Annotated in this window: 15 protein-coding genes and 1 tRNA gene; 12 read left to right on the forward strand and 4 right to left on the reverse strand. The window is 41.8% G+C overall.

Features of this window, described 5'->3' with window-relative positions:
• Window position 1: 1 nt before the first annotated feature.
• The 3 genes from BUC07_RS13180 to BUC07_RS13190 are packed head-to-tail and all read right to left on the reverse strand — an operon-like array spanning window position 2 to window position 2172.
• Window positions 2–937, reverse strand: coding sequence for a hypothetical protein (locus tag BUC07_RS13180; RefSeq protein WP_139279580.1), 936 nt, complete (start codon window positions 935–937; stop codon window positions 2–4).
• Window positions 930–1274: a hypothetical protein gene (locus BUC07_RS13185; RefSeq protein ID WP_139279581.1), complete on the reverse strand. Its 345-nt coding sequence runs from the start codon at window positions 1272–1274 to the stop codon at window positions 930–932. Before BUC07_RS13185 ends, BUC07_RS13180 begins: the two co-directional genes overlap by 8 nt.
• Before the next feature lie 19 nt (window positions 1275–1293).
• Window positions 1294–2172, reverse strand: a complete 879-nt coding sequence (locus BUC07_RS13190) for an FISUMP domain-containing protein (protein WP_175552533.1) — start codon at window positions 2170–2172, stop codon at window positions 1294–1296.
• A 392-nt stretch (window positions 2173–2564) separates the two neighbouring features.
• Between BUC07_RS13190 and BUC07_RS13195 the strand changes: the two genes are divergently transcribed.
• From BUC07_RS13195 to BUC07_RS13260, 12 genes are all read left to right on the forward strand, one after another.
• Window positions 2565–2638, forward strand: a tRNA-Asn gene (locus tag BUC07_RS13195).
• Window positions 2639–2892: 254 nt separating this feature from the next.
• On the forward strand, window positions 2893–4164 hold the full coding sequence (locus BUC07_RS13200) for a site-specific integrase (RefSeq protein WP_073170230.1): 1272 nt from the start codon (window positions 2893–2895) through the stop codon (window positions 4162–4164).
• Between the two features lie 141 nt (window positions 4165–4305).
• On the forward strand, window positions 4306–4509 hold the full coding sequence (locus tag BUC07_RS13205) for a helix-turn-helix domain-containing protein (RefSeq protein ID WP_073170232.1): 204 nt from the start codon (window positions 4306–4308) through the stop codon (window positions 4507–4509).
• 53 nt (window positions 4510–4562) lie between these two features.
• Window positions 4563–4805, forward strand: a complete 243-nt coding sequence (locus BUC07_RS13210; protein WP_139279583.1) for a hypothetical protein — start codon at window positions 4563–4565, stop codon at window positions 4803–4805.
• A 1156-nt stretch (window positions 4806–5961) separates the two neighbouring features.
• Window positions 5962–7509, forward strand: a complete 1548-nt coding sequence (locus tag BUC07_RS13215; RefSeq protein ID WP_073170236.1) for a type I restriction-modification system subunit M — start codon at window positions 5962–5964, stop codon at window positions 7507–7509.
• On the forward strand, window positions 7502–8674 hold the full coding sequence (locus tag BUC07_RS13220) for a restriction endonuclease subunit S (RefSeq protein ID WP_073170238.1): 1173 nt from the start codon (window positions 7502–7504) through the stop codon (window positions 8672–8674). Before BUC07_RS13215 ends, BUC07_RS13220 begins: the two co-directional genes overlap by 8 nt.
• A gap of 6 nt (window positions 8675–8680) precedes the next feature.
• Complete coding sequence (locus BUC07_RS13225) at window positions 8681–9403, forward strand: DUF3800 domain-containing protein (RefSeq protein ID WP_073170264.1); 723 nt, start codon at window positions 8681–8683, stop codon at window positions 9401–9403.
• Window positions 9387–9899, forward strand: a complete 513-nt coding sequence (locus tag BUC07_RS13230; RefSeq protein ID WP_073170240.1) for a hypothetical protein — start codon at window positions 9387–9389, stop codon at window positions 9897–9899. The genes BUC07_RS13225 and BUC07_RS13230 overlap by 17 nt, the downstream gene beginning before the upstream one ends.
• Window positions 9900–10172: 273 nt before the next feature.
• The gene (locus BUC07_RS13235) at window positions 10173–10505 is read left to right on the forward strand and encodes a type II toxin-antitoxin system RelE/ParE family toxin (protein ID WP_073170243.1); all 333 of its coding nucleotides are present in this window, start codon (window positions 10173–10175) and stop codon (window positions 10503–10505) included.
• 18 nt (window positions 10506–10523) lie between these two features.
• Entirely contained in the window at window positions 10524–11627 is a 1104-nt protein-coding gene (locus tag BUC07_RS13240; protein WP_073170245.1) for a HigA family addiction module antitoxin, read from the forward strand.
• A gap of 3 nt (window positions 11628–11630) precedes the next feature.
• A complete protein-coding gene (locus tag BUC07_RS13255) occupies window positions 11631–15245 on the forward strand; it encodes an HsdR family type I site-specific deoxyribonuclease (protein ID WP_083578252.1) in 3615 nt (1204 codons plus the stop codon).
• Between the two features lie 264 nt (window positions 15246–15509).
• On the forward strand, window positions 15510–16523 hold the full coding sequence (locus BUC07_RS13260) for a helix-turn-helix domain-containing protein (RefSeq protein WP_073170247.1): 1014 nt from the start codon (window positions 15510–15512) through the stop codon (window positions 16521–16523).
• 340 nt (window positions 16524–16863) lie between these two features.
• Here the strand turns inward: BUC07_RS13260 and BUC07_RS21655 are convergent, their stop codons facing one another.
• A complete protein-coding gene (locus BUC07_RS21655) occupies window positions 16864–17115 on the reverse strand; it encodes a KilA-N domain-containing protein (protein WP_073170249.1) in 252 nt (83 codons plus the stop codon).
• Window positions 17116–17625: the final 510 nt, after the last annotated feature.

Genomic DNA, 17625 nt, shown 5'->3' on the forward strand with positions numbered 1-17625 from the left:
TTTATAAGCGCAATGTTCTGGAAATAATAAATGTAATTCCCGGACTGGCCCCAAGCTGTGTGCCCTTAAAATTTTGATAAACATGAAGGTCAACCATTGCTGAGAGATACCAGTTGTCTTTTAAAACATAATTTAACTGAGGGGCAACAAAAAACAAGGTACTGCCCGATGATTCTTTGGTTTTTCCGCTGATTTTATCCGGGGAGCGTATTTCGTTTCGGATTTGCACAATGGCTGTCCAGTTGTCTTTGAGCCACGGCGCTCTTAGGTGTCTTGATATGTAAAATGAAGTGTAAACAGAAGTTCCCGGCCGGTAGCCTTCTTTGTTGGAGCCATTCAGCTCAGTGCGATTTGTTAGAAAATAGCGCATGCTGGTTTCGGAATTTTCCTTTACAAACGATGAAGTAAATACTGCACCAAATGCCCCGATAGTGGGCTGAACCTCAACCGGCAGTTTCACATTGTTATCCCACTGAAGTTTTTGCGATGACGGGATTTTTGTGCCTGCCGATCCGGTAATGTAAATTCGTTTAAACGGATTGGAATAAAGGCTGTGTTTTACTGACAGAATAAAATTGGACAAGCCATGTCCCGAAAGCCGGTAACCGGGGGCGAGGTTATAGTCCTGGGTTTTGTTGAAAAAATAGCCGGTTTCCAGTTCAACCGATGTTTTCCATGTTAATCCGTAACCCACTGAGGCCGAAAGATAATTGTAGAAAGCTTTTTCAATTAATTCGAAATCGGAAACCGAATTTCCCTCGTAATATTGGTTGCCTTGCCCATATTTGTAAAATGAGATGATACGCAGTGAATTTTTTTCGAGCACAAGCAGATTGTTGGTGCCGCCCACAGGATTTACAGAGGAAAGGCACTGGGCATGTGTCAACACAGGGGAAAACGTTATTAATAAGATTAAAAATAAATTTAATTTATTCATAAACAGTAATTTCTATTGATTTTGTCTCCCACTGGTTTCCGTTGGTAACTTTGCAGGAAATTTCGTTGGTGCCAACTGCACAAGGCGATGCAACATAAGTTATTTCTGACCCCGAACCGATGATGTCACCCAGTGTGGCGTCCCAGAAAAACTCCAGGCTACTTCCTGTTGCTGAGGCTTTAATGGTTGTGCTTTCCCCCGGTGCAATGGTATCTTTTTCGGCAACAAGTGAGTGAAAAACCAAATCATCAGGTGTCTCAACTTCTTCTTCAGCACAGCTGTATCCTAAAAAGAGAAAGGCGAGAAGTGTCAAAGTGCTTACTAGTATTCTTTTCATTATTTCTGGCTTTTTATTTTTAATCATCTTTTATACACCGTATCGAAAAGCAGTAGGATTTTGGAAAAGTATTCCACCGGCCAACCTCGGTTGAATACAAATCGAGACAGCGGCGCCAGGCCATGCTGGTGCCATGTGGCGTAGAAGTCCACATGTACTCCATTCTTCTTGCCAGGCTGAAAGTACCGCTTGATGAACGTCTTCCCGATAATTGGGCTTCATACCCGGAATCACCGCCGGTTTTCAGCAAAGTTCCAACGGGTGCTCCACGCCATGTGTTTATCATATCGGCTTCAGATTGTGTCATGCCCAAATGCATTTCAAGTTTTTTGAAATCATTGTCTGTTGGAATATGCCAACCATTGGGACAAATGCCCTGCGCTCCTTTTGTTTTGGAGCCATTCATGGCGGCATCCCAGTTGTAAAGCCGCCCGTATTTTTTTATGGAGTCTGAATCTTCATAATACGAATAGCTTGTAATTTCTGAACCATCAGGAGCATGTGTAACACGAAGGTTTTCCCCCATCCATGTTTGTTCTCCAATTTTTACAGTGCTGTATATATTCCCGTCTGCATCCATAACTCCATCTTTTGGCTGCTGCACTTCAAAAGTGTCTTTTGCTGTCTGATCGGCTTTATCGGTTACAATAACAGAATAAATTCCTGCCTGCAAATTTTCAAGGTCCTCAGTAGTGTCGTTATTCGACCATAAAAAAGAATAATCAGGTTGACCTCCTGATATATTAAGGTCAATGGCACCGTCAGATCCGCCAAACACACTCACATTTGCGACAGTGCCTGATAATTTGATAGGTGGCGGCGGGGGGTCATCTTCCTGGCATTTTGTAAATGAAAAAAGAAACAAAATTGCAGCAAAAACCTGCATCGTTTTGCTCATAATCAATATATTATAACTTTTGTTCATATTTTTATTATCTATATCGTTTAAATCCATGCTGTTATGGTATCTCAAAAATATAAAATTGATTTTTGAAATAAAATGTTATGATCCTTTTTTTTACTTATAAACTATTCAAATATTTGGGGTTTTTGCCTCTGAAACAGAAAAGCCCAAAGATGTACGTGTGAATTTTTTGCAAAAAATTTTTTCTTTCCCGAAAAGCTGTTACTTTTGCATCGCTTTAGAAAAGCAATCGTTCAGAAGCTATAAATTATTCCCTAGTAGCTCAGTTGGTTACCCGTCCGACCGGAGTCATCCGGGCGGAGAGCGGCTCCGCCGCAGACTGGTAATGCAACCTGAAATATTAAAAGGAATAAAAATATTGAAATTCCCTAGTAGCTCAGTTGGTTAGAGCGGCGGACTGTTAATCCGTAGGTCGTAGGTTCAAGTCCTACCTGGGGAGCTGAAATACAAAGTAAAATTTACGAAAACGCTTGAAATCAATGAATTTCAGGCGTTTTTTGTTTTGGGGCTACCCTGAAATTTACGGTAATTCCCGATATCAAGGTGAGTAATTCGGGAGTATTTTTTGAATATTCCGAATTACTCACCAGAGGTTCCTTAAAATGCTGACAGATTGCATCTTATTGCATCAATTTGCACTTCGTTAAACCATGAAAATGTGGTAATTTATTATTAACAATTAAAATTAATTTTATGAAGTACACTTTGAATGTTTTGTTTGTTTTAAGGAAAGCGCAGTCTGATAAAAGAGGATTTGCACCTATTTATTTGAGAATTTCTGTTAATGGAGAACGTGCTGAGTTGTCTGTAAACAGGAAGATAGCCCCTAAGAAGTGGGATGCGAAGTTACAAAGGGCAATTGGGCGCTCAGAAGCGGCAAGAGCTTTAAACGATTACCTGGACAGTCTAGAGAACCAGGTGAAAAAGAACTTTAACAAGTTGCTGGATAATGAAGAGGAGATATCCTCTGCAATTTTGCGCGATATGCAAACCGGTAAGTATATCAAGAACCACACACTATTGTCGGTGTTCGAAATGAATAATCAGCTGGTTGAACAGGAGGAAGGCAGCAAATACTCACGAAGCACTATCGACCAGTATAAAACTACGCTTTCCAGGTTGAAACTTTTTCTGGAACAACAGTATGCCTGTAAAGACATGGCCCTTACAAAACTGGATCTCACCTTTATCAGGCGTTTTGAAATTTTTCTTAAAACGGAATACGGTATTCATCACAATACCATTATGAAACATCTGAAACAAGTGAAGAAAGTGATCCATTTTGCGATGGAGATGGGGTATATCGATCGTGATCCGTTTTTTAGCCATAAGACAGCTTATAAGAACGTTTCCAGGGATTACCTCACTGCCGATGAGTTGCACAGCATTGAAACGCACACGTTTCGGATTAAACGGTTGGAGCAGGTTAAAGATGTATTTCTTTTCGTATGTTACACGGGCTTGTCGTATTCTGATTTAAAAACGTTAACGCGTGATAATTTGTCGAAAGGAATCGATGGAAAGACCTGGATTGTGTACGAACGTAAGAAGACGGATGTTCAGGCAAGGATCCCACTGCTTCCGATGGCTCAGGCTCTTATTGATAAATATGAAAACGATCCGGAGTGCAGTGCGGAAAATAAAATACTTCCGGTGAGAAGTAATCAGAAGTTGAACTCCTATCTTTCTGAAATTGCAGAGATTTGTGGTATCAGTAAACACATTACCATGCATCTCGGAAGGCATACTTTTGCCACTACCGTGACTTTAACCAATGGTGTACCCATCGAGTCTGTTTCAAAAATGCTTGGTCATACTTCACTGAAGACCACCCAGATTTACAGTAAGGTAATTGACAATAAGGTGTCTAAGGAGATGGAGGACCTCTCTAAGGTTTTGGAAAGCAATAAGAAAAAAGGTGAGAACGGGAACGAGAAGAGCGGTAATAATAAAATTGCCCTGTGATTGTGTGCAATCAGTGATTAACTCCATTTCAGGAAAATTTTGGTGACTCAATAAATTTTATTATCTTAAATTAAAGTCATTTCTAACAACACATATTTTTAACAGTAAATATTTTTAATAACGAAAATAGAGTTAGAAAAAATGGAAACATTAAAAAACAACAACTTCAACTGGTTAAGGAGTAAAGATGTGAGGGAGATGCTGGGGATTTCGGATAGCACCCTCCAAACGATGCGAATTAAAGGTACCATCCCGGCTTACAAGTTGGGCGCCACCTGGTTTTACAGGGAAGATGAGATTCTCGAGACGTTGTTTGAAAACAAAAATCAAAATGTGGCGGTATGATGGAAACAGATTTTGATTTTAGGGTTAAAGAGCTAACAGAAAAGGTTGAGCAGATGGAGTCAAAGATTGAAGTACTTAAAGCGCGCTCAGCAGGAGATGACCTGTGGGATAACAGCGATATGATGCTGAACTGGAAAGTTTCACAGCGAACCCTGGCTTCCTGGCGTGCCGATGGGCTGATTGACTATGTGCAGGTTGGAGGGAAAATCTGGTACACGAAAGAGAACCGCAATAACTTCTTGATGAGAAATGCAGTTCAGGCGAAGCAGATGGACTTAACAACCTGCAGCAATTGAGGGAACTCTAAAATTGGGGACATTATGGGAACGGGGCTGGTAATTTTTACCGGCCCTTTTTTATACTGTAGTTTGAAACACAAAGAGGACTGATTTTATTTTGAGGCCCCATGACGTTTTTCAAAAATTTATGTGTGATGGGCATGCTTGCACACTATCCATGTAAAAAATATTTTCACTGATGGAAAAGTATCCCCCCCGCCTTTATTTCTGAGGTGCATAAGAGGATATAAATATTAGCACTTTTACTCCCGGAAAACATCTTTGCAAGTATAATCCAATCTTGTTATAAATGACAGAAACCTGTGTATATAAATTCTGATTATATAATCACATTCTTGTATATCCTCATAAGACACTGGTCATGAGGCGAAAATGTTTTTTGCGATGTAGGGATAATTCTGCAGTATTTATTCCAAGAAAGATGAATGTCAGAGTCTAAGTAAGAACCAGGAAATATGGTATTCGTCATCAATCGTCGGCAACAGACCCGCCAACCTTTTGAAAGCGTTTTATAAGAGCGGACTTTAAAGGCATAAAACGCATTCAAAATCCTGCGGATGCCTTCGGCAGGTTGTCATGTCTTTTGCGGCTCCTCAATCTTCCTCATGGCTGCTTTCTCTGCATTTTAAGCCCATGCAGCCGGTTCCTTGGTGCAAGCGCTTAAAATCCAACCGCAGCCCGTGATGGGCTCGCCTGCTGGTCGCTTCGGGCTTCAACCGGAGTTGTTTATTTGCCTCCGGCAGGTAGGCGGTTTCGTGTGTTCCGTTTCACTTCACACATGTGCTGCAAGCCGATTTCATACTTCAATCTGCCTCTTGCACCACCCTCGCTCCACTCGCAGACGGCTCGCGTTGCTTGACCCCGGACCGCAACCCATTCCGCAAGCTCCATTCATTGCAGCCGGGCTCAGCCGTAAGATGGTAACCCTTTTATTATTTTCCGATCCGCTACGTAAGAAATTTTAGTTTCTAACATTCTTTTTAGTGTTTATTAATGATCGGGGTTTATAATATTGCAATTAAACTGAATGTTTCATAGTTTTAGTGTCTGAAATAAAACCAGATTTTTTAATGACTTAGACCAACGATCAGAACGCTTTCAGCTTACCACGGACCAAGTCAAATTCTTACATGCATTCTATTAAGTAAAATATATGGCAAAAAAGAACGGAAACGGCAATAATGACTCACTGGAGCAGAGCCTCTGGAAGTCGGCAGATAAGCTCAGGAAGAACATTGATGCTGCTGAGTACAAACACGTAGTATTGGGGCTTATCTTCCTTCAATACATCTCCGATGCATTTAACGACCTTTATGAGACCCTGAAAGCAGGAGAAGGTGACTTTGAAGGAGCTGATCCGGAGGACCGGGATGAATATAAAGCAGAGAACGTATTTTTCGTACCGGAGAAAGCCCGGTGGAGCTACCTCCAGTCGATGGCGAAACAACCTACCATTGGTAAAACTATCGATGAAGCGATGGATGCCATAGAAAAAGAGAATCCTTCCCTGAAAGGTGTTCTCCCCAAAGTATATGCACGCCAGAACCTCGACCCGAAAGCTCTGGGCGAACTCATTGATATGATAGGCAATATTCCGATGCGGGCGACAAAAGAACGCAGCGCCGATGTGCTGGGACATGTATTCGAGTATTTCCTTGGCGAATTTGCACTGGCAGAAGGACGCAAAGGTGGACAGTTCTACACACCGAGAAGTGTTGTTGAGCTGCTCGTGGAAATGCTGGAGCCTTACAAAGGACGTGTATTTGACCCATGCTGTGGTTCCGGAGGAATGTTTGTGCAGTCGGAGAAGTTTGTGGAAGACCACCGGGGAAAAACGAATGACATTTCCATTTACGGACAGGAAAGTAACCAGACCACCTGGCGGCTGTGTAAAATGAACCTGGCCATCCGTGGAATCGACAGTTCACAGGTGAAGTGGAACAACGAAGGCTCGTTCCTGAACGACGCACACAAGGATTTAAAAGCCGATTACATTATAGCCAATCCTCCGTTTAACGTGAGCGACTGGAGCGGCGACCTGCTGCGGAAAGACGGTCGCTGGAAGTTCGGCACTCCTCCCGTTGGTAACGCTAATTACGCATGGATACAACATTTCCTGTACCACCTCGCACCAAGCGGACAGGCAGGTTTTGTACTGGCTAAGGGGGCGCTCACCTCCAAAACATCTGGTGAAGGCGACATACGAAAAGAACTGGTGGAACAGGACCTGGTGGATTGTATTGTCAATCTCCCGGCTAAGCTGTTCCTGAACACTCAGATTCCAGCTTCGCTATGGTTTATGAGCCGCAACCGCTCCAACGGCAAATTCCGAAACCGCACAGGGGAAATCCTTTTCATCGATGCCCGGAACCTTGGCCACCTGATTAACCGCAGAACAAAAGTGCTTTCTCAGGAAGATATTCAGCAGATTACAGCTACCTATCACAACTGGCGCAATCCTGACGGCGATTACGAAGACGTGAAAGGCTTCTGCAACTCCACACCTGTTGAACGTGTGCGTGAACTGGATTATGTCCTAACTCCCGGTCGTTATGTGGGACTGGCAGAAGAAGAGGACGATTTCGACTTCACAGAGCGTTTTACTAAGCTGAAAGCTGAGTTTGAAGAGCAGCTCAAAGAAGAAGCAGACCTGAATGAACGCATACTGGCAAACCTGCAAAAAGTGAAGATTGATGAGTGACTGGAGAGAGATTAAATTTGGGGACCTATTAGCTGAGCCAGTTCGAAACGGAATTTATAAAAAGAAGGAATTTCATGGCAGGGGAGCTAAGATTGTGAACATGGGAGAACTGTTTGCTCATCCGCGTCTTACCGACATAAGCATGGAAAGAGTAGAAATTAGCGATAAAGAAAGAAAAAAAGTATTGCTTCGAGAAGGTGACTTGATATTCGCCCGTAGGTCACTCACAGCTGAGGGTGCAGGTAAATGTACGCTGATAAAAGAAATAAAGGAAGACACTACATTTGAATCATCAATTATTAGAGCGAGACCTGATATAAAAAAGGCTTTGCCTGAATACATTTTTTACTTCTTTAACTCATATTATGGTAAATATTTACTCGGAACAATATTACGTCAAGTTGCAGTATCAGGGATTACTGGAACAGATTTAATGAATTTGAAATTTAAAATCCCCCCTCTCCCCGAACAAAAAGCCATTGCCGAAGTCTTCAGTAGCTTAGACGACAAAATCGATCTGTTGCACCGCCAAAACCAAACCCTGGAGCAAATGGCGGAAACGCTCTTTAGAAAGTGGTTTGTGGAGGATGCGAGTGAGGAGTGGGAAACTGGCACTTTAGAAGAAGAATTTGATATAACCATGGGACAGTCACCTCCCGGTAGTTCATATAACGAAAATGGAGACGGCTCTCCCATGTATCAAGGCAATAAAGATTTTGGATTCAGGTTCCCTGCTAATCGGGTCTTTACAACCGAGCCGAAACGTATAGCAAAGAAGCATGACACATTAATTAGTGTTCGAGCGCCCGTAGGTGAGCAAAACATGGCCAGTGAAAACTGTTGCATTGGAAGAGGTGTCGCCGCCTTCATATATAAAAAAGATAGCAGTTTTTACACCTATACTTATTATAAAATGAAGTCGTTGATGGATGAAATCAAGGCTTACAATAATGAGGGGACGGTTTTTGGCTCCATTAGCAAGAAAGACTTTCAGAGACTGGAGGTACTTATTCCACCGGACAATTATATCTCAGAATATCAGGGAATAGCGAAGCCTTTAGATGAAAAGATTTATAACAATTCCATTCAAATCGAAGGTCTTAAAAAACTTCGGGATGGATTGTTGCCAAAATTAATGAATGGTGAGGTTAAAGTAAATACTTAAATGCGTATGAGAACGGAATACAATATATACTGCGATGAAAGTTGCCACCTTGAAAACGACCAAAGTAAAGCCATGGTACTTGGCGCTGTGTGGTGCCTGAAAGATGTTAAATACGAGGTTTTTGAGCGTATCCGTGAAATTAAAGTCAAGTACGGGTTTAAACCTGATTTTGAGATCAAATGGAACAAGGTTTCAAAAGCGCGTAACGATTTCTACCTGGAACTCATTAATTATTTTTTCGATGATGATGACCTGCATTTCAGGGGGTTGGTAGTACCTGACAAGACGTTGTTAAATCACAGATTTTTTAACCAGGACCACAATACGTTTTACTATAAGATGTACTTAGACTTGTTAAAAGTGATTCTGGCTCCCCACAACGGTTACAATATTTATATCGATATAAAGGATACAAAAGGACAGGAAAAAGTATTGGAACTGCAAAATGTACTACGGAACAACCACTACGATTATCAAAACCAGATAATTCGAAAAATCCAGCAGGTACACTCACATGAAATTGAATTACTGCAAATTACAGACTTGCTTTGTGGTGCCTTGTCGTATCTTCATCGCGGCTTAAAGGGAAATGAAGCCAAATTACACCTGATTGATAGGATAAGATACCGTTCAGGTTATAGCTTATTAAAATCGACCTTGTATCGTGAAGAAAAAATGAATGTGTTTATCTGGAAAGCAAAAGAGAGTAACAATGGCAGATTATATTGAATTGCCGGAAATGATTCTACTGGAACATTTCAATGGCAATTATGAACAATTTATAGATGCGGTTTATGAAGTATTTGATAATGATTTTATAAGGCACAAAACAAAATTCAGGGGTGAAGTTTTACGCATGAAGTGGCATCCGGTTTTTAAGGAACGTGCTTATACCTTTTATCACATGACCCATAAAGGAAAGGATGAACAAAACCGGGAACCTGATTTACGTCGTTGCGAACGGATTCCATGGGCCCGGCCAGTGATTGAAAATTGTGATAGCTGGAAATTAAAAATCTGGCCTCAAAAAAGGAAAAGAGGAAACCGCTTATGTATTTGGCTCGACTTGGAAGATGAACCGGATTACTTTGTGATAATTGATGTCCGTAAAAATTACAAGTTGCTTTGGACAGCCTTCGTAGCGGAGTATAAGCATGAAAAACGAAAAAAGCTAAAGGAATACGAGGCATGGCTTAAAACGCAGAAATCGCCAGGAAGAACCTGACGATTTCGTAACTCCTTTAACACATGGTTAATGAGATGGTGTAAATATACACAACATAGTTGAAATAACAAATTATTTTTAAATGATACGGATTTCTGAAAATACCATCGAAGAAGTTACTATTAAACTTTTACAAAAGAAGGGATTCGAATATGTTAACGCCCCGAACATTATCCGAATTTATGAAAGGTATTGTTATGGTTTGCTACAAAGGGAAAATGATAATTTAAAAAATAATTAACCCCGGAGGTAAATAAAAATTGTATATTTGCAATGAAGTTGTCTTATAAAACGAATAAACTGGAAAAGTCTTTTACTACTGATAAAGGTTTGGCGAAAACCTATGGTTCTTTGGCAAAGAAGATAAAACAACGCAGAAATCAACTTGAAAGTGCAGAAAATTTATGGGCTATTTCGCAATTACCGGCATTGAGGCTTCACCAGTACCACGGGGACAGAAAGGGAATTTGGTCTGTTGACATCCAGGAAAACTGGAGAATTCTGTTTCAAATCAATCAAGACCCCATTCCTGCTTTGGAAGACGGTGGTGTTGATTTAAAAGCAATAACCATAATAAGCATTGAAGCTGTTGAAGACCCACATTAAAATTTAAAAAAATCCACCATGAATAATATAGAATTAAAAAAATCCTTGCTTACGTGTCCGGGTGATACTATTCAGGAACACATTGACCATATTGGAATGTCTCAGGCCGAATTAGCTGAACGCTTAGGCAGGTCTGTTACAAAATTAAATGAGTTAATTAAAGGAAAAGCTGCTATCACCAAGGAAACAGCTACCAAACTGGAATATGTTTTAGGAGTCCCTGCAAGCTTCTGGCTTAATCTTGAACGTCAATATCAGGATGAGCTTTTGGAAATTGAAAAAATGGAGCACCTGGAGCAATGCAAAGCGTGGACGGAAAAATTTCCCCTTTCAATCATGAAAAAGATTGGTATTGTTCCTAATACGCGCAATAAAGCTGAAATAGCCGATAGCCTGTTAAAATTTTTCAGGGTTGCTTCTCCCAGGCAATGGGCTGATATATACGTTGGCAGCTCTTTAGCTTTTAAAATAGAACTTAAATATACAGCAGAGCCGGAAGCCATTTCGGTATGGTTGCGCTTAGGTGAATTACAAGCAAGAGATATTAATACAGCCCCTTTTGATAAGAAGGCTCTGAGAGGTAGCTTAAGCCAAATTCAGACTATTGCATACAACCATTCTTCAAACTGGTTAGACGAGCTTCAGGAAGTTTTTTCTTCATGCGGCGCAGCTTTGGTTTATACTCCGTGTATAGCTAAAGCACCGATTTACGGAGCTTCAAGGTGGATTAAAAACAACACCATTCCTCTAATTCAGGTAACTGACAGGCACAAGGATTACAATGCATTTTGGTTTACATTGTATCACGAGCTTGCTCATATTTTATACCACGGTAAAAAAGAAGTTTTTATCGATGGACTGGAAAGCATTCAGCCTGATAAAACAAAAGAAGATGAAGCCGATGCTTTTGCCGCCAGAATGCTTTTATCTGAAAAAGAACGAAATGAACTTTTTTCGCATACTTCCTTTGATAAAAAGTTAGTTCTTCAATTGGCGCAAAAATTCAAAAAACATCCGGGCATTATCGTTGCACAGGTTCAGAGAGAATACAACCAGTTATATAAGAACGTACAGTTAAACAGCTTAAAAGAAAAAGTTTTTTTTGATAACGTAACCATTTAAACTGTGTCTAAACTAACCGAAAATACCATCGAAGATTTCACCATTGAACTTTTGCAACAGCAGGGATTCGAATACGTCCATGCACCGGACATCGCTCCCGATGGTATTCATCCTGAACGCCAAAGCTACGAAGAAGTATTGCTTACAGAGCGGTTAAAAGGTGCCGTCAGGAGAATCAACCCCAACGTACCGCCGGAAGCGCAGGAAGAGGCCTTAAAAGAGTTGCAGCGCGTTCATTCGCCCGAACTGCTGGTGGGCAATGAAGCTTTCCACAGGATGCTTACAGAAGGTGTGAAAGTATCTTACCAGAAAGATGGTCACCAGCGTGGCGATTTGGTATGGCTTATTGATTTCGACACGCCGGAGAACAACGATTTTCTTGTGGCTAACCAGTACACCATCATTGAAAATGACGTAAACAAACGCCCGGACGTTATCCTGTTTGTTAACGGACTTCCATTAGTAGTAATGGAATTGAAAAACGCTGCTGGGGATAACGCCACCATGAAATCAGCTTTTAAACAGATAGAAACATATATAGCTACCATTCCAGGCCTGTTTACCTATAACGGATTTGTGGTTATCTCCGACGGGCTGGAAGCCAAAGCCGGAACCATTTCATCCGGCTGGAGCCGTTTTATGGCGTGGCCTGTCTGCGTGCAACGCACAGGCAGACGTTCTGCTGATGGTGATACTTTTCGTTACAATAAATATTATGTATATGTTTTAGAATGTGAAAATGACAGCTACTATATAGGACAAACATCGGATTTAATAAAAAGATGGGGTCAACATATTAGCGGCCAGGGAGCTAAATGGACAAAAATCCATAAACCCATTCGCATCGTACATTATGAAATTTTTCCAGGCAGAGAAGAAGCAGTTGCAAGAGAAAAAGAGTTAAAAACTGGTTTTGGCAGAAAATGGATAAAAAGAGAGATTGAAGCGGGGAGAAATAAACCTTTCTTTCCAAATGGTGAAACTGAAATCAGGGCAAATTCAAAATCTGATACTGCCACATGGCACCATGGTTACATCAGTCAGTTGGAAACGCTTATCAACGGAATGCTGAACAAGGAAACCCTGCTTGACCTCATCCGGCATTTCATCGTGTTTGAGAAGTCAAAAAAGGTTGAGTTTACGAAATCCCGTACCGGCAGCGTCGGGGAAGACCTGAAAACCGGAATTACCACCATCAGCACCGTAAAGAAAATGGCTGCCTACCACCAATACTATGCGGTGAACAGGGCTGTAGAGTCCACTTTACGGGCTTCTAATTTTTCATTTGAAAACAAAACACCCGATAATGTAGCACTTGAATCCCCGGAAAGCTATGGTGTGCCCGGTGTAAAATCGCAGCCCAAAGGCGACCGGAAAGGCGGTGTGGTCTGGCACACGCAGGGAAGCGGTAAATCGCTTTCCATGGTGTTTTTTACAGGCAAGCTGGTACTTGCAATGGATAACCCAACGATATTGGTTATAACCGACCGTAACGACCTCGATGACCAGCTGTTCGATACATTTGCAGCATCGACCCAGCTTCTCCGCCAGAAACCCAAACAGGTACAAAACCGGGGAGATTTAAAAGAGAAGCTGAAAGTAGCTTCGGGCGGTGTGATTTTTACCACCATTCAAAAATTCCAGCCCGACGTAGGCAATGTTTATGAAACATTGTCGGATCGGGAAAACATTGTGGTAATTGCAGATGAAGCACACCGGACACAGTATGGTTTTAAGGCCAAAACAGTTGATGATAAAGACGGCGGCGGAACAGTTATCGGCAAAAAAATTGTTTACGGTTTCGCCAAGTATATGCGGGACGCTTTACCCAATGCCACCTATTTAGGCTTTACCGGCACTCCTATTGAAAATACCGACATAAACACCCCGGCAGTTTTCGGGAATTACGTGGATGTGTACGACATTGCCCAGGCTGTGGATGACGGAGCTACTGTGCGCATCTATTATGAAAGCCGCCTCGCTAAGGTGAACCTGAGTGAAGAAGGAAAAAAGCTGGTAGAAGAACTGGATGATGAACTCGACGGTGAAGATTTGACCATCACCCAGAAAGCCAAAATGAAGTGGACGAAACTGGAAGCGTTAATCGGCAGTGAAAACCGGATTAAGATTGTGGCGAAAGACATCGTGGAGCACTTCGGAATGCGCCAGGAAGTTTTTGAAGGGAAAGGTATGATTGTATCCATGTCGCGCAGGATTGCGGTAGATTTATACAACGCCATTACTGAGCTTCGCCCCGACTGGCATTCCGATGATCTGGGAAAGGGAGCTATCAAGGTGATTATGACGGCTGCCTCATCGGATGGCGAACGCATGGCGAAACACCATACCACCAAAGCACAGCGAAAAATGCTGGCCGACCGGATGAAAGATCCGGAAGATGAATTGAAACTGGTCATTGTCCGGGATATGTGGCTCACCGGGTTCGATGCACCCAGCATGCACACCATGTACATCGACAAACCGATGCGGGGGCACAACCTCATGCAGGCCATCGCCCGGGTAAACCGGGTGTATAAAGACAAACCAGGTGGGTTGGTGGTAGATTACCTCGGTATTGCTTCCGACCTGAAAAAAGCCCTGTCCTTCTATTCTGATGCCGGTGGAAAAGGCGATCCCACCATCGCGCAGGAACAGGCAGTGGAACTTATGCTGGAAAAAATTGAAGTGGTGGGCGGAATGTTCCATGGATTTCCTTATGAAGATTATTTCGAAGCCGATACATCGAGAAAGCTTTCGATGATCCTGGAGGCCGAAGAACATATTCTGGGGCTTGAGGATGGACGGAAACGGTTCATTAACGAAGTTACCGCCCTTTCAAAGGCATTTGCGATTGCTGTGCCGCACGAACAGGCGATGGACGTGAAAGACGAGGTTTCATTTTTCCAGGCTGTTAAAGCCCGTCTGGTGAAGTTTGACGCTACCGGGGCCGGAAGATCGGATGAAGAGATAGAAACAACCATAAGGCAGGTAATAGACCAGGCGCTGGTATCGGAGAAGGTAATCGATGTATTCGATGCTGCCGGGATTAAGAAGCCGGATATCTCCATTCTCTCGGAGGAGTTCCTGCTGGAATTGAAAGACATGGTGCATAAAAATGTAGCCATGGAAGTTTTGAAGAAGCTGCTGAACGATGAGATAAAAGCCCGGTCGAAGAAGAACCTGGTGAAAAGTAAATCACTGATGGAGATGTTGGAGTATTCCATAAAACGGTACCAGAACAAAATCCTTACCGCTGCCGAGGTTATCGACGAACTTATTGACTTGAGTAAGGAAATCGTGAAGATGGACAGCGAGGCCCAAGAGATGGGGCTGTCAGACTATGAATATGCTTTCTATTCTGCAGTGTCGAACAACGAAAGCGCACGCCTCCTGATGAAGCAGGACAAACTCCGGGAACTGGCTGTCATCCTCTTCGAACGGGTGCAGAAAAACGCCTCCATCGACTGGACAATCAAAGAAAGTGTCAGAGCCAAGCTGAAGGTCATCATTAAACGCACCCTCCGCCAGTATGGTTACCCACCCGACATGCAAAAACTGGCCACAGAGACGGTGCTGAAGCAGGCAGAGATGATAGCGAGGGAGTTGACAGAGAAGTGATTTATATGGTTTTCCTCATCAATCGTCAGCAAATTAAACTTCAAAATCCTGCAGATGCCTGCGAGCCCTCAATCTTCCTCTTGGCTGCTTGACCCCCGAACGGCAACCCATTCCGCAAAGCTTCGTTCATTGTAGGTTCTACCTTTTATAGCTATTCTATCACATATTTGATTTTAAAAGCATGTTTTTCCTTCTGAAATATAATAGTCTTTTTATTTTTGCGCTCCGATTGATTCATAAACCTATTACCCTATAGTTTTTGCAATGAAAACAACTAAGAAAAATCATCTGTATAAAGGAAAAATTGATAAAAATGATGCAGAATTTGCAATTATTAATCGAGCTACCTTACATGAGCTGAGCCTCCGAATCCCGGAAAGAAATGTAACTGCGCGCATGGTTTATATTTTACTACTTACATATGCTAACAAGAAAGGTGTGTGTTGGCCAAGTCATTCCACTCTCGCAAAGATTTTAAACGTAAATAGAGATGCCGTTGTTAAGGCATACAAAACTCTAAAAGAGCTTGGGTTCATAAAAACTAAAAACTCTCCAGCCACAAAATCCCTGAAGGTTCAGATGTACTGTGTACCACATAAATTGATATTTAATGATAATAAAAATGATGAACAGGGTGATGTTGATGATTTCCCGGATAAAGAGGAGGATTTCACTTCGAACATTTCCGATAATCCTGCGGATGATAAAAAAATATGTATGCCCGAACATACATCTAAATGCATGCCCGAAGATACAGGTGCCTGTATGTCCGAAACTAACTCATGCGTTCCCGGGAATACACAAACAGACTATGTAACACACCACGTGAAGCAACCAGATGAAAATACAACGCCCCCACAAGCTCACCTATCGGTTCGCTTAAATCCCCCATTGGGGGATTCTGTTCCTTCTGGTGTTAAGCCCAGTATTCCTCTGAATGGTTCAGACATTTTGGACATCTATGAATATGGGAAAAAATTTCCTGTACTTGGAGTAATCGAAGATAATTTTATAAAGGAGCAGATACCCGAAGTTCAATGTATATTCATTTACACTATGGAGTGGAATATCTATTGGGGGTTTGATATTTCAGACATGAGTTTCTCCAAAAAGGATGTTTCAATGGTGAATGAGTTGCTTAGCTTCAATTCCTACGATGAACTTATGGAAGACATACAAGCGTATGCAGAATGGTTGGGCACACCAGAAGAAGTAGTGAATATTTCTGATATATGGGGGTTTTTGCTTCAAGATCTCCACCATGATTGGGATAGATAGCTTTTAATACGAGAATCTCAACTGGAATTCATCTCATCCATTTAGATTAATTTTTTTCCTCATCAATAGAACGTGACCAACCATATCAATTAAATACTTTTACATTTTTGCACCTTCTTCTATTAAGGGGTATTTAGAAAACTTTTGACATTATAATACAGCACGCCTAAGTAAATCCCGGCAAAGATATTTTACATGGAGGTACGGTCAAGGCTAATACAGGCTCGCTGAGCTAATATCTGAACTGCGTCCGGACTACCTTTTTTCGGAACGATTAAATGCTAATCGCCTTCACTTCATACCCAACATTGTCCTCGATATAATCGGTTGCTTCCGGTGTTTAAGCGGAGTACCCTTGGGTAAGGATTTCGTCGATACGTTGGTTACACCATACACTGAATTTCGGGTTTAACCACTGGGCAAAACGTAAAGCAATGTTTTTCTGCATCCAAGTACCCGTATCTTCTACATTTCCTTTAATTATATGAATAAGAGGTGATTCTCTGATTCCTCGAATTTGAGGAATCAATTTAGACTCGTGTAAAGCGTTAATATAGGCTAATAACTCTTTACCACGTAAAAAGTTATGCACATTTTTTTTTCAGAAAAAGGTTTAGCCATCACTGTAGCATTCATAAATACTTCACCACTCTCGTCGACATGAAAAGGAATCTCATTCCCTCCGTAGTTAAAATTATTTGCATGCCGGGCAGAATGTTACGTTTTAAAAGTGGTGATATTGTATTTGCTGTTTTCGATTTAACTTACCCTCACTTTAATACATCTTTTCTGAAAAATCACCCTCACTTTTTGACAAGCAAGCAAAAAATGCCCCGACTTTTCTACGTAAAACCGGATAACTTACCCTGACTTCTCTACATTTTTGTTTTGTGCGTCCTGATATTCCTGAAAATTACGTGTGTTCTCCGCGCACTACCACACTATACCCGGCAAAAATTTTTTTCAGAATGGGGAAATACCCCCGGGGGTCTGATATATATACGTATTCGAGGCCGGATATTTTTGAAATTGTATTCCTTTGAGTTGTTTACTACTTCCGTAGACTGAAACCCTGTCATTTCATTCTAAACCTGTAAAGACC

The organism is Tangfeifania diversioriginum (assembly GCF_900141875.1).
GTDB lineage: Bacteria > Bacteroidota > Bacteroidia > Bacteroidales > Prolixibacteraceae > Tangfeifania > Tangfeifania diversioriginum.